We start from the raw sequence: 12,486 nt of genomic DNA, 5'->3' as shown, positions 1-12,486 counted from the left end.
AATCAGGACGGCATGGTTTCAGGGGTTTTCAGCGACAAGCCCAGCTTGGCGCGCCGCAACAGCCAAAGGCTCGGGCGGTAACGCGGGTCGCCGTAGGCGTCATAGGCGTTTTTCAGGATGCGGTAGATCTTATCGGCTCCGACCTCATCGCCAAGGCTCAGGGGACCTGCGGGATAGTTGAGCGCGAGCTTGGGCGCTTTATCGATATCGGCAGGCGAGGCAGCCCCGCTCTGCGCAATGGCGCAGCAGATATTCACAATCATAGCCACGACACGCTGTGCGATGAAACCGGGGCAGTCCCGGATCACGGTCACAGGCTGGCCGTCGGCACCGAGGGTCCAACGGGCTGCAGCCAGCATTTCAGGTGTGGTTGCCGGTGTCGGCATGATGACCCGGCGCTTTTCCATCGAGAACAAAGTCTCAACGGCAACGGTGCGGCTGGGATCAAGCTGCTGGGCCAGGGCTGCGGATGTGGCATCCTCCCCGACCGGGGTGACCAGGCAGAGAGCCCGCTCACTCGGCCTGTCGCCACCTTCAATCTCAACACCGGCCTGTTCAAGCAGGCGAACCACGGCGCGACGGCCTTCAGCTTCAGCCGGGCTTATCCAGACACTTGCCGGCTTCACAACCGGTGCATCCGGTTCAGATACGGCCACCGGCTTGTCGTCGGCATAAGCATAGAAGCCGGTGCCGGTTTTGCGACCGAGCACGCCGGCGGCCGTGCGCTGAGCCATCATCAAGGAAGGCCGGAAGCGGGGCTCGAAAAAGAACTGCTGGTGGATCAGTTCGGTAGCGGGATGCGTCACATCCAGGCCGGTGAGATCCATCAGTTCGAACGGCCCCATGCGGAAGCCGACGAGATCGCGCATGACGCGGTCAATGTCATGCGTCGAAGCGATGTTTTCATCGACGATGTGGGCAGATTCGATGGTGTAGCCGCGCCCGATCTGATTGACGAGGAAACCCGGCGCATCCTTGACCCGCACCGGCTCGCGCCCCATGCGTCTGCCGACCTCCATCAAAGATTCGCCCACATGCGCTGCAGTACGGATGCCGTCGATCACCTCGACGAGCCGCATCAGCGGTACCGGATTGAAGAAATGGAAACCGGCGATGCGTTCCGGCCTGCAGGCCTGGGCGGCAATGGCGGTCACGGATAGAGACGAGGTATTGCTGGCGAGAATGCAATCCTCCCGCACCAAGGCTTCGAGATCGGAAAACACGGCACGTTTCACATCCAGGTTCTCGATCACCGCCTCGACCACAAGATCGCAGGGCTGCATGGCCTCCAGGGTTTGCGCCGGCTCGATGTGCGCCATCGCGCTGTCGAAGGCCGCCTGGGTCATCCTGCCCTTTTCAACGCTACGAGACAGCAAGCCGGAAATGAAGTCGCGAGCCTGCTCGGCAACGCCTGGCTTGGCATCGAACAGGATCGTGCGATATCCGCCGGTAGCGGCAACCTGCGCAATGCCGCGTCCCATGGAGCCGGCACCGACAACACCAACAGTGCGGATGGTAGTGGCGTCCGTTGTCATGTTTACCTCCCTTTTCGATTTTCCGCCCTGTCAGGTCGAACTAGCCTGAAAGACCCGAAATCGCGAATTTCCTAAAAACGTAAAGGGTGGCATCATATAAGTCCAATTGATGTCCATTATCCTGTTTATAACAAAGATGAATGTTAGAACCCTCGACTTGAACCTGCTGGTGGTTTTCGAAGCGGTCTATACCGAAGGCAATCTCACGCGTGCGGCGGATCGCTTGAACATGAGCCAGCCTGCGGTAAGCAACGCCTTGGCCCGGCTCAGGGCTGCTTTGGACGATCCGCTCTTTGCCCGCACGGCACGCGGAATGACGCCGACGCCGCGGGCACGCCAAATGATCCAGGAGGTGCGCCAAGCGCTCGACCTGATCACAAGTGCTGTATGCACCAACTCGGCGATGTTTAATTTCGCGCAGTCCGGACGGGTGTTCTCGATCGCCGCCGAAGATTACGGGGAGGCGGTGATCACGCCGCGCCTGATGGACTGGCTAACGGGGGTGGCTCCGTCCTTGAAGGCGAACATCGTCAATAAGCAGAACGCTAATCTGCTGCAGGAGATGCGGGACGGCAGCATTGATCTCCTGATCGATTATTTCAAGGTTCGGGCGGAGGGATTTACCAATCAATGCATCATCGTGGATGAGTTGGTCTCCATGGTGCGGGTCGAGCATCCCACCATCCACGATGTGCTGACCCTGGAGCAGTTCATCGCCATGCCGCACGTGGTTCTAGCGCAGAAATCCCCGATTGTGGATCGTGAGCTTGCGAAACGGGGGCTGGAACGGAACTGCGCCCTGCAGGTCCCGCACTTCATCTCTATGCCGCTGATCGTCAAAAGCACGGACTTCATATGCACGCTGCCGCGCCGCATGGCCATGCTGTATATGGAATATTTCCCCGTTAAAGTATTAAGAGCGCCCATCGAGTTCCCAAAAATTCCGATCTATGCGATCTGGAACGACAATATGGAGCGCGATCCCGGCCACCAGTGGCTCCGAGAGTCTTTGGCAGAGATGTGCCAGCGCCTCTGACCTCCATCATATATGTGAATAACGCGTATTCTCAAGATCCATTGGATCAATAAGCCAATCCTATCTTAGCCTAGCAGGAACGAACGCCTTAGGACGAAGCAGGCTTTAGAAAAACCAGGCCGGAATAGGGCTTGCCGGGACCAGTCTGGGCCTCAAAAACAGGCTAAGGAGGAAAAATGTCGCTTGTTATTTGTGAGGAACTACCGAACGGGGTGCGCCTGTTGCGCCTCAACCGTCCGGAGGCGAGGAACGCCTTGAACACCGCCCTGCGGCAAGCCATTGCAGAGCAGTTCCAGCAGTTGAACCAAGACGATGCGGTTCGCTGTATTGTAATCGCGGGTGATGAAAAGGCCTTTGCCGCCGGTGCCGATCTCAAAGAGATCGTGGACGACACGCCGATTGACATCATGGCGCGGAAGGTACGGCAGTTCTGGAACACGATCGAATGCTGTCCGGTGCCGATTATTGCCGCAGTTCGGGGCGTAGCGCTCGGCGGCGGATGTGAGCTTGCGTTACAAGCGGACATTATCGTTGCCGGAGAAACAGCTCGGTTCGCCCAGCCGGAGGTTCGTGTTGGCGTTATGCCTGGTGGTGGCGGCACCCAACGCCTGATCCGGGCGATCGGTAAATACAAGGCCATGAGGATGGTGCTGACCGGCGAGCCAGTATCTGGCACGGAGGCCTATGCAATGGGCTTGGCCAGCGAGGTGGTGCCGGATGAAAAGGTCCTGGACCGCGCGCTGGAACTTGCCTTCACCATCGCCGACATGCCGCCGGTCTCGATCCGCCTCACAAAAGAGGTCACGATGGCAGGGGCCGATGCTGCCCTCAATTCGGGGCTCTTAATGGAACGCAGGCTGTTCGAGATGCTGTTTGCTTCATCCGACCAGAAAGAGGGCATGCGGGCCTTCATGGAAAAGCGCAAAGCCGATTTTAGCGGAAGCTGAGGTAGCGAGTTCGATGGGCTCCGTTAAGAAGTCTGGCGGTCGGTCTTGGGAGCCTTGATTTCGGCGCCATCAGGCGGCGACACCGAACAGGCTCGCAATGAAGGTCGCCTGTATGGGCATGCCGTTGGCGGGAACAGCCCTGACCTGGCCTTTGCGGACCATGACCATGATCTCGTAGCCAGCGATGGTCTGGCGGGCGGAATGGAAGCTTTTGAACCCGAGTCCGGGCCGGACCAGCCGCTTGATGCGCCGGTGGTCCTGTTCAACGATGGTGTTCAGGTACTTGCGTTGCCGCAGCTTGGCAAAGCGCCATAGCTCACCGGCCCTCTTCATGGTCTTGGTCGCGCTTGGGTAGGCGGCGTTCTTGTCCACCGTGATAGTGCGCGGGTTGACCGTATGCGCCTGCTTCAGCGCCTTGCGGAAGAAGCGCCGGGCAGCCGCAGCATCGCGCCTGGCGCTGAGCAGAAAGTCGATCGTCTGCCCGCGCGCATGGACGGCGCGATACAGGTACATCCACCGGCCTTTCACGCGAATGCAGGTCTCGTCCACCCGCCAGGAACCGCTGCTCATCCGGATGTATGGGCGCAAGCGCTTGTCCAGTTCGGGTGCGTAAGCCTGGATCCAGCGGTAGAGTGTCGTGTGATCGACCGGCACGCCGCGGTCGGCCAGCATACGTTCGGGATCGCGGTAGCTGATCGGGAATTGCAGGTACCAGCGCACCGCCCACAGGATCACGCCCGCCGTGAACCGCCGGCCCTTGAATGGGTCCTTCCCGTCGCGCATCACCTTGTCACCCTAGCCACCGAACCGGCCGAGGTTCTACGCGATCTCCGTCCCGCCGAAAACGATGCAACAGAGCCGGATGGCATCAGCCGCAAGACTATGAAGAATATCTGTTGGAATCACATCTGCCGGAACAGATGCAGATAGTTGCGGCTGACGGGCAGGGTATCAGCCCGACCCTTCAGGTGTATTTTGGCTGTCTCGTTGTCTCCGCGCACAACGTGGCTGACCGCATTTAGATTGATAACTGCTGACCGGTGGACTTGCTTGAAAAGATCGGGATCGAGCTGCTCCACCAGTTCTTTCAAAGGTGTTCGAATAACGGCCTCTTGAGGCCGGCCGTCCTTCTCGCGCCAGCAGACATGGGTGTACTTCTCCGCAGCCAGCAGGAAGTCCACATCATCTACGGCGATCAGGCGTATGGCCTGCCCGACTGACGCTCGCAGCCAGCGGAGGCGCGGTGTAATGTCCGGGCTGACGCGCAATTGCGCTGCAATCCGCGCCAGCAGCTGTTCGGGATCAGGCAGGGGGCGGGCAGTCTGCAATCGTTCCTTCAGTCGCTCCACTGTATCGGCCAGCCGCTTTGGCTCCACAGGTTTGACCAGATAATCGAGCGCGCCTTGCGCAAAGGCCTGCACGGCGTAAGAGTCAAATGCCGTGACGAAAACCAGATGCGCCCGCCGGCCAATGTGCTGTGCCGCCTCTACCCCCGACAGGCCGGGCATTTGCACATCCAGGAAGCAGATATCGGGCTGGTACGCTTCGTACATATCCACGGCCTGCCGACCATTGCGAGCCTCGGCAACAATGCGCAATGCGGGCCAAGCGACCGACAGGTGCCGAACCAGTGCCTCGCGCAGCAGCGGTTCATCCTCGGCGATCAAAGCCGTGGGTTTCTGCAGAGTCATGATGTCGCCGCCCGAGCGGGAAAGTGCAGGCTGGCCCGAACCCCGCCCCCTTTCCGCTCCTCCAGTTTCACGCCGGCTACCCAATCGAAGGCCAGCAATAGGCGCTGGCGCAATGTGGCCAGCCCTGTGCCCGTTTGGCCCGTGCCGCTGCGCAGCCCAAGACCACTGTCCTCAACTTGTATAAAGCAGGTGCCATCCTGGGTCTGGGTGGCGACCACAATTTCCCCACCGTCCTCGGCTGGGTCGATGCCGTGGCGCACTGCATTTTCTACCAAAGTCAACACGCTCATGGGCGGGCAGTAAAGAGAAAGGCTGTCGGGCGCGGCCTCAATGCGGAAGGTCAGGCGATCCGGCATGCGCATCTGCATGATATCTAAATAGGCCCGAACCAGCGTCAACTCATCTTCCAAGCTGGCACCGGAGCGGTCCAGGCGCGGCACGGCGGCGCGCAGATAGGCGATTAAGCTGTCCAGAACAGCCGGCGCCCGAGGCGATGTCGTTTCTACCAGAACCCGAACATTCGCCAGAGTATTGAACAGGAAATGCGGCTGCACCTGCGCTTGCAGAAGCTGGAGGCGCGCATCCAGCGCCCGGCGCTCTAACTCGCTGCGCTCCAGGGCAAAAGTCAGGGCCTGGTTCCGGGCCAATGCCTCCTTCTGTCTGACGAGTGCACCGAGTGCCACCCAGGGGCTAACCAGTATGCCAATGGCTGTGAGAAGGAACAGACCGAACAGTCGCTCCCGGTCCTGCCATAGCGGTGGACCGACATCCGGCGTGGACAGGATATAAATCGTCAACACGGCCGGTGGAATGGACAGGGCCACCGCCAGCACCTGTAGCACCCAACGGGTAATCCAGCGGGGGAGCCGCTTCGGCCATTGTTCCCAAACACCGAAAGCCAGCATGGCGAGCAGTCCAATGGACAGCAGCCGCAGCAGCAGACCGGCCCAGCCACTTTGCCAAATTGGCAGCAGGAGTAGCCAGATCAGAAGTACCGTTACGATAACGGTGCGCAGCCGCCGCCAGCCGAATAGCCGGTTCAGTCGTTGCCGCCAGTCCGGAGCCGGATCCGCTGCAGGCCATTCATTGATTTCGCTCGCCATGACCGCCATGCCGGGATCACATCCGGGGTAACCACATGCCCATCGCTGCGCCGAAGATACCACCTGCCGTCAGAAGTGCCAGCACGACCAGCAGGCAGGCCATGCCGAGCTTCGTGGCCGCGCTACCTCCATTCTGTGCACAGAAGTAAAGCTCCAAGATGGCCAATGGCAGCAAGAACTGGCCATAGGTCAAGATCAGCAACAAGGGTCCTGTGAAGCTGTCCGGATCGAACCCGACGGGCGCCTGAAAAATCAGCAGCCATAGCATCAAAGAGATACGGAAGAACCAGACGCCACTGACGGACAGGAACAGACGCAAGGCCCAGCGGCGATGCTGGTCGAAGCGGCGCCGGTAAGCATAGGCCCAGGTGAAGCTGGCGCAGACCAGAATAACGATTCCGTTAAGGCAGGAGCCGATTTGCATCACGGTGCTGCCCACCGTTCCACGCCAGATGATTAGGATAATGCCACCTGTGGCGAGGATGGTCGCGGCTACCAGATAAGTCTGCCCCACGCGGCGATGGAAGGCTGGAAACCGTCGCCGGATCGCAGGAATCATCTGGAGCATCCCACCGGCTATGATGATGAGGGCAAACAGGGCATGCAGCCCAAACATTAAGTTTCCAAACAGGTCGTCGGGCCGGTAGGCCAGGGCTGGGGAGCGGTTCCAGCTTTCTGGCCCTCCACCCAGCAGGACCCCGCCATACACGGCGGCAATGTAGACGGCAAAGATAAGTTGCCCCGTCAAGGCGACCAGCATCCACAGTCCAGCAGCACGGGCCAGCCAGCGGTCAGCGACGGCTCTGCCGGGGAGGATCGAGGGGGATATATCAGGTGCTGTATCTACCAGGGCCATATTCATCTCTCGGTGAGGGTAGCCGGACGGCCAACCCTACCGCGCTGAAGCTGCCCGGCTGTGCTCCTGCGACGGACAGCGGCAAGGCGCGATGAGCAGCAGTCAGAAAGGATGAATATACGATCGAATGGTGCGGACCACTGGCTTGAGGTCCACCTCGATTGCTAGTGACGACCTTGTGCTCATGGTGGCTGGCCTGGCGCGCCTGGAACCCGGCCTCACGCTGGACGGCATCACGCTATGGCGCGACAATCTGAGTGAGAGACGTGTTGCCTCATCCGAGAATGCTCCCATGAGCCGCACCTGTTGCCTCACGCGGATGCTCCCGGGGAGCATCCGCGTGAGCGTCTAATTTGTTGCCGCTGCCGAACACCAGTGCGTGGGCGTGCTCCATGCGCCAGATCTTGAGCCGCTGCTGCAGGGTGCGTATCTGGCCATCAGGGTAACGGCCGGGATGTTCGCTTTGCAGGCGGTCCAGGAACTCGCGGCTGGTTCGCCAGGGCTCCGCGAGAAACCAGTCGCGCAATTGGCTGTCCACCGCGGCGAATGGGTCAGGGCGTCGGCGAGCACGCTTCTGCTTGGCCTTCGGCAGGGCCGTGGGCCTAACCTCGCCACCCTGCCAAGCCGTGCGCAGGCCAGCGAGGAACGCGTCCAGCGGCGGCGGATCCTCCTTGCCTGATGGGGCTGCCGCGACCTTCTCGGCGATGGCGACCAGAGCCGCCTGCCCGGAGCGGCGCCGGCCTTGAGCTGCACGGCGCGAAGCTTGCGAGCCGGCAACGCCGGCCGGGCCCACACGTCGTCCTCGCCCTTGGTCAGCATGTGCCAGATCACCATGCTATCGCTGGGTCAGGGGCCGTCCACCCCATAACGTCAGCGGCGGAGTCGACAAAAATAGCCCGCCATGATTCCTCATGACGGGCAGTTGAGGAGAACTCTCACTGAAGCGCTTAAAAAGAGTTTCATATTTATGTATCCAGTTTTAATGCAAAAAAGTAAAATTTTACCCTACCCCTGTAGGTAAGAAATATCCTGTCGATGCCGTTATTGCTGCCCGGCTATTTCGGCTGGATTAAAGCAGTGTCGCCACTGACCTGTCTGTGCATTTTGGTCTCGCCATTGCAGCCCCCTTCATGATTTGCAATTTGAAACCGTGTAGCTAGCGAGAAGACGTCGCTCGGACACGCATCAATGCAGCCGCCGCAGGTCGTACAGTCGCGTGACAATACCAGCGGCACATTGCCCTTCAAGGCAGGGGCAATTACATGGGGTTCAGGGCAGGCGCGAAGACAGGCACCACAGTTTTCGCAACCCTGTCGGCCCCTCGCGGATATGCGGATCACGCTTTTGGCGCCCAGAAGCCCATAGAAAGCACCGACCGGGCAAAGATGTCCGCACCATCCCCGGCGCGTGATGCAAAGATCAAGCAGGAAGATTGCAGCGATCAGCGCCCAGCCGAAGCCGATGCCGAAGATGATGCCGCGTTGCAGGACCGAGACAGGGTTGACCAGTTCCCAAGCGATGGTGCCGGTCACCATGGAAGCACCCAAGGCGGCCGCCAGGATGGTGAGGCGGGCATTCCGGTTCAGCTTGCGATCCCGCGTGATGCCCAACTGCTCCCGTAGCCAGTGGGCCGTATCGGTTACGATATTGACGGGACAGACCCAGGAGCAGTACACCCGCCCCCCGACAAAGGCATAGAAGAGAACGACAACCAAAGCCCCGATCAGAGCGGCCGTGGCCATCACATGCCCTGCCATTGCGGACTGCAGCAGAATAAAGGGGTCACTCAGGGGAACGCTGTCGAGGACGCGGCTTGAGGCAAAATTTCCCTGGACGAACCAGAGGCCCAGCCAGGGGCCGATGGCGAAAAGCAGCAGCAGCGAAATCTGGGATGTCCGCCGCAGAAGCCAGTATTTATGAGCCTTCAGCCAGCCTTTGGAGCGTATGGCGCCGCGCCTCGGCTCTCCCGCGAGATCGATGAGTTTCATATTCGGCGCCCTGCCCGGTTAACGCCGATCGAGCCGCGCGCGATGTCGACAGGGTAGACCCGGATCGCGGCTTCGGCGAGTACGCATTGTTCCTCGCACCTTCCACATCCCGTGCAGTGATCAGAATGCACTGTCGGGATCAGTCTCGGCTTACCGTTGATGACGTGCTTTTCAAGCGTAATGGCCTCGTCCCGGATCGGGCAGACACGGTGACAGACGCTGCAATGCATGCCGCGATAATTCAGGCAGTTCTCATGGTCACTGAGAACGGCTGTTCCCATTGTGGCCTCTTTGATGGATGGAATTTCCGCATCCAGGGCGCCGGTGGGGCAAGCCCGGGCGCAAGGCACGTCCGGGCACATGAAGCAAGGCACGTCCCGGGCAACGAAAAAGGGTGTGCCCAAGGCCACATCGTCTCCGAATTCCGCCAGCTTCAGTGTGTCATAGGGACAGGCGCGGACGCAGAGGCCGCAGCGCACGCAGGCGGACTGGAAATCCTCCTCCGCAATCGCACCTGGCGGCCTCAGCGCCTGAACCGGCTGAGAGCCTGCGGATTCCGCATAAAGGCTGAGCGCAAAGCCAGCAGCACAGACGCCGCCCGCCGACTTTGCAGCGCCGGCGATGAAGTCCCGGCGGCTCACAGTTCCTTTAGCGCGTGGCTTGGGATTATGGTTGCCCATCAGTCAAGTCCCTCGTTCCGTCCTGGACATGCACGTCCATTCTGATGGAAGGGTGAATCCAGCAGCGGACTTGAAGGTCCCCTGGGGTGTCGAGGGCAACGGATTTGGTCTGGCCGGGCAGTTGCGTGCCCATATTGAATTTGTGGCCAGTCGTATCCGAAAAGAGGCTATGGAAAACCTCATCCTCATTGACGATGACGAGCTTACTTCCGGCATCCACTGTGATCCGGTCGGGCAGCTCACGTTCCTGGATCGAGATGACGACGTCTCGTGCAAAGGTCCAGGCTGGCGCACCGATGGCAACGATCATCAGAGTGGTTGCAGCACCTACCCATATTGCTCGCATCATAACCTCCGCAAAACATCCCAAGATCATTCTCGATGACCGCACCGGTCCTGGCCTAGTGGGGCAGTTCGGGCGCCCTCAATTCGGACAAGGGGGCCGTCAGGGTTTGCAGAAAGGCAATCAAGTCCGCCCGCTCGCTGGCGTCCAACTGGATGCGCTGGAACTCGGGCGAGAGGCTGGGGCGCGGCTCCGTTCCATTCACATAGTGGTCAATGGCCGCGCCAAGGCTGACCAGCGATCCGTCATGCATCAGATGCTGACGCCGGGAGACATCGCGCAGGCCTGGCGTTTTGAAGGCGTGCTGCAGCACCTCTATTTCGGGCGGGACAAAGGCTCCCCGTCCGAGATCCCCCCGGGAAATGCCGATATCGTGAAAGCTGTCATCGGTGAAGCGCCAGCCGCTATGGCATTTTGCGCAGCGGGCCTTGGTGTTAAACAAAATGAAGCCGCGCTTGGCCTCATCCGATATTGCAGTCTTCTCACCAGCTATCCAGCGGTCGAAGGGTGCCTCGTCCGATACGATGGTGCGGACAAAGGTGGCCAGAGCCGCCAAAATCCGGTCCGTTGTGATGGCGGGGTCGCCATAGGCGGCCTCGAACAAGGGCGCGTATCCGGGAATACTGTCCAGGACCTCAGGCAGCTGCGCCGGATCCATATTCATCTCCTCTGGCGCTGCGATCGGCAATGCAGCTTGGGTTTCCAGATCTTCTGCGCGTCCATCCCACATGAAAGCGGACGCCCAGGCCAGATTCGCCACCGGCGGAGAGCGTCGCCTGCCGATTGCTCCCTCATGGCCAACGGCCTTGGCGAATTCATCCTGCCATCCCAATGCGGGATCGTGGCAGCGGCTGCAGGAAACCGTTCCGGACGCCGACAGGCGCGGATCAAAGAACAGAACCTTTCCAAGCGCCGCTTTCTCAGGGCTCAACGGATTGTCCCGCCGGGATGGAATCGCGTCCGGTCTTTTGAATTTTGCTTTCAACTCCGCCAAGCTACCGGTTGCCTCCTGCGGCTGGGCCGCTGCCCCACCAAATGTGTGAGCAGCAAGGCCGGCCAGGAAAAGGCACATCATCCATTTCCGCACGTCATGTCCCCCTTCATACCTTTGGGTTCATGGCCAGGACACCGGGGGAAATACGGTGTCTGCCGGCCCGTACTCATCCGGGTCAGGATTTCGCCAGAGACAGCAGGATGCCGGCCCGCAACATGCGTGGCGAGGCATTGAACCACCCGCGGCAGGCACGGCTGAACGCGCTTGCTTCCGTGAAGCCGAGCAGCATGGACACCTCATTCATGGAAAGATACTGCAAGCCCAGATACCTGCTCGCCAGACGCTTGCGCAGGTCGTTCACGAAGGCTGTGTAGGTCAGGCCCTTATAGTCGAGCCCATGCCGGAACTTCGCAACGGCAATACCAGTGCCTGTTGCAATTTCCTCCAGCTTAGGGACCCCCTGGGGCAGGCGGCTCATCAGTTCGGATGTGAGAATATCCAGTACATCCACAGCACCGACGGTATCGAAGGTACCAAGCAGTTTCTGGCGCGCCGTCACCATTCGCATGAGATCCGCACCGGGCATCGGCGCATCGAGGCCATGGTCGCGGAACACAAGCGCGTTGGTTCGCTGCTCGAAGTACACCGGAGCCCGGAATGCAGCCTCATGCTCTTTCGAGGCCTCGGGGTGCGGGTGCTCGAACTGGACCTCCTCAAGCCGCCAGTTTGATCCGATGGTCCGCCAGAACAGATTGGCAAAAATGCCCATGGTCAGTTCGGCATCCTGGCGGCGTTCGAGGATGCGGCCGTCCAGGATTTTGTATTCAAGACGCAACAGGCCGTCCTCGCGCACCAGCCGCACGGTACTGGCCTGTTGGAAATACAAATAGAACTCAACTAAGTTGGTCATTGCCGCCCGGACGGTCGGGGCCGACATGATGGTTTCGCCAATCGGCCCCAGCCGGATTGGGTCGAACTGGTGTCCGAACCATAAGCCGTAATTGCTGTGCCGGGTACGTCGGGCGGCCTCTTCAAACAGGGCGCAGAAGGAGTTTAGTTCGAGCATGATTGACGGGTTGTCCAAGAGCTGCACCGGCACGCCAACTCTGTCGACGATGTTCTCGGGGTCTTCGCCAAAGCTTTTGGTGAAGGATTTGAACCCATCTGTGGCCGTGCCCAGGATCCTGCTGCCGGGCTGGAGTGCCTGGCGACGGTTCCCGGACGGAAACTGGCCGGGACGCCGATCCAGAACAGAAGGTCGGCTCACGTAGGCGGGTGGAGCGGACTTGGCGAGGATGATTTCACTCATGATG

Annotated in this window: 13 protein-coding genes; 2 read left to right on the top strand and 11 right to left on the bottom strand. The window is 60.2% G+C overall.

From position 1 onward, the window contains the following. Window positions 1-2: 2 nt before the first annotated feature. Entirely contained in the window at window positions 3-1,535 is a 1,533-nt protein-coding gene (locus DOL89_RS21400; protein ID WP_119681425.1) for a 3-hydroxyacyl-CoA dehydrogenase, read from the bottom strand. A gap of 109 nt (window positions 1,536-1,644) precedes the next feature. On the opposite strand from DOL89_RS21400, the gene DOL89_RS21395 reads away from it, so the two are divergent. Together DOL89_RS21395 and DOL89_RS21390 are read left to right on the top strand one after the other, a co-directional pair. Then, window positions 1,645-2,571, top strand: coding sequence for a LysR family transcriptional regulator (locus tag DOL89_RS21395; RefSeq protein WP_225890076.1), 927 nt, complete (start codon window positions 1,645-1,647; stop codon window positions 2,569-2,571). Window positions 2,572-2,747: 176 nt separating this feature from the next. Then, complete coding sequence (locus DOL89_RS21390) at window positions 2,748-3,518, top strand: enoyl-CoA hydratase-related protein (protein ID WP_119681424.1); 771 nt, start codon at window positions 2,748-2,750, stop codon at window positions 3,516-3,518. A 69-nt stretch (window positions 3,519-3,587) separates the two neighbouring features. Here the strand turns inward: DOL89_RS21390 and DOL89_RS21385 are convergent, their stop codons facing one another. The 10 genes from DOL89_RS21385 to DOL89_RS21335 all read right to left on the bottom strand — a co-directional run bounded on the left by DOL89_RS21385 (window position 3,588) and on the right by DOL89_RS21335 (window position 12,482). Continuing rightward, on the bottom strand, window positions 3,588-4,301 hold the full coding sequence (locus DOL89_RS21385) for an IS6 family transposase (RefSeq protein ID WP_119681423.1): 714 nt from the start codon (window positions 4,299-4,301) through the stop codon (window positions 3,588-3,590). A gap of 119 nt (window positions 4,302-4,420) precedes the next feature. Further along, window positions 4,421-5,209, bottom strand: a complete 789-nt coding sequence (locus tag DOL89_RS21380; RefSeq protein WP_119681422.1) for a LytR/AlgR family response regulator transcription factor — start codon at window positions 5,207-5,209, stop codon at window positions 4,421-4,423. Continuing rightward, window positions 5,206-6,312, bottom strand: coding sequence for a sensor histidine kinase (locus DOL89_RS21375; RefSeq protein WP_119681737.1), 1,107 nt, complete (start codon window positions 6,310-6,312; stop codon window positions 5,206-5,208). Before DOL89_RS21375 ends, DOL89_RS21380 begins: the two co-directional genes overlap by 4 nt. 16 nt (window positions 6,313-6,328) lie before the next feature. Beyond that, the gene (locus DOL89_RS21370) at window positions 6,329-7,072 is read right to left on the bottom strand and encodes a DUF2306 domain-containing protein (protein ID WP_162937766.1); all 744 of its coding nucleotides are present in this window, start codon (window positions 7,070-7,072) and stop codon (window positions 6,329-6,331) included. A 370-nt stretch (window positions 7,073-7,442) separates the two neighbouring features. Then, a complete protein-coding gene (locus tag DOL89_RS21360; protein ID WP_162937765.1) occupies window positions 7,443-7,961 on the bottom strand; it encodes a hypothetical protein in 519 nt (172 codons plus the stop codon). A 262-nt stretch (window positions 7,962-8,223) separates the two neighbouring features. Beyond that, the gene (gene napH / locus DOL89_RS21355; RefSeq protein WP_119681418.1) at window positions 8,224-9,156 is read right to left on the bottom strand and encodes a quinol dehydrogenase ferredoxin subunit NapH; all 933 of its coding nucleotides are present in this window, start codon (window positions 9,154-9,156) and stop codon (window positions 8,224-8,226) included. Further along, window positions 9,153-9,836: a ferredoxin-type protein NapG gene (napG, locus tag DOL89_RS21350; RefSeq protein ID WP_119681417.1), complete on the bottom strand. Its 684-nt coding sequence runs from the start codon at window positions 9,834-9,836 to the stop codon at window positions 9,153-9,155. Before napG ends, napH begins: the two co-directional genes overlap by 4 nt. Then, window positions 9,823-10,146, bottom strand: a complete 324-nt coding sequence (locus DOL89_RS21345) for a cupredoxin domain-containing protein (RefSeq protein ID WP_162937764.1) — start codon at window positions 10,144-10,146, stop codon at window positions 9,823-9,825. The genes napG and DOL89_RS21345 overlap by 14 nt, the downstream gene beginning before the upstream one ends. 91 nt (window positions 10,147-10,237) lie before the next feature. Further along, window positions 10,238-11,173 (bottom strand): cytochrome-c peroxidase, encoded by a 936-nt coding sequence (locus DOL89_RS21340; protein ID WP_225890075.1) that lies wholly within the window; start codon window positions 11,171-11,173, stop codon window positions 10,238-10,240. A 175-nt stretch (window positions 11,174-11,348) separates the two neighbouring features. After that, entirely contained in the window at window positions 11,349-12,482 is a 1,134-nt protein-coding gene (locus DOL89_RS21335) for an AraC family transcriptional regulator (protein ID WP_119681414.1), read from the bottom strand. Window positions 12,483-12,486: the final 4 nt, after the last annotated feature.

The sequence above is a fragment of the Indioceanicola profundi genome (genome assembly GCF_003568845.1).
GTDB classification, from domain to species: domain Bacteria; phylum Pseudomonadota; class Alphaproteobacteria; order Azospirillales; family Azospirillaceae; genus Indioceanicola; species Indioceanicola profundi.
The sequence above is the reverse complement of the archived record's forward strand: the minus strand, read 5'-3'. Positions and strand labels throughout refer to the sequence as shown.

Excerpts from the sequence above, each read along its gene's own strand:
- DOL89_RS21400 (WP_119681425.1), bottom strand. The coding sequence starts at position 1,535 with ATGACAACGGACGCCACTACCATCCGCACTGTTGGTGTTGTCGGTGCC.
- DOL89_RS21395 (WP_225890076.1), top strand. The coding sequence starts at position 1,645 with ATGTCCATTATCCTGTTTATAACAAAGATGAATGTTAGAACCCTCGAC.
- DOL89_RS21390 (WP_119681424.1), top strand. The coding sequence starts at position 2,748 with ATGTCGCTTGTTATTTGTGAGGAACTACCGAACGGGGTGCGCCTGTTG.
- DOL89_RS21385 (WP_119681423.1), bottom strand. The coding sequence starts at position 4,301 with ATGCGCGACGGGAAGGACCCATTCAAGGGCCGGCGGTTCACGGCGGGC.
- DOL89_RS21380 (WP_119681422.1), bottom strand. The coding sequence starts at position 5,209 with ATGACTCTGCAGAAACCCACGGCTTTGATCGCCGAGGATGAACCGCTG.
- DOL89_RS21375 (WP_119681737.1), bottom strand. The coding sequence starts at position 6,312 with ATGGCGAGCGAAATCAATGAATGGCCTGCAGCGGATCCGGCTCCGGAC.
- DOL89_RS21370 (WP_162937766.1), bottom strand. The coding sequence starts at position 7,072 with ATGCTGGTCGCCTTGACGGGGCAACTTATCTTTGCCGTCTACATTGCC.
- napH (WP_119681418.1), bottom strand. The coding sequence starts at position 9,156 with ATGAAACTCATCGATCTCGCGGGAGAGCCGAGGCGCGGCGCCATACGC.
- napG (WP_119681417.1), bottom strand. The coding sequence starts at position 9,836 with ATGGGCAACCATAATCCCAAGCCACGCGCTAAAGGAACTGTGAGCCGC.
- DOL89_RS21345 (WP_162937764.1), bottom strand. The coding sequence starts at position 10,146 with ATGATCGTTGCCATCGGTGCGCCAGCCTGGACCTTTGCACGAGACGTC.
- DOL89_RS21335 (WP_119681414.1), bottom strand. The coding sequence starts at position 12,482 with ATGAGTGAAATCATCCTCGCCAAGTCCGCTCCACCCGCCTACGTGAGC.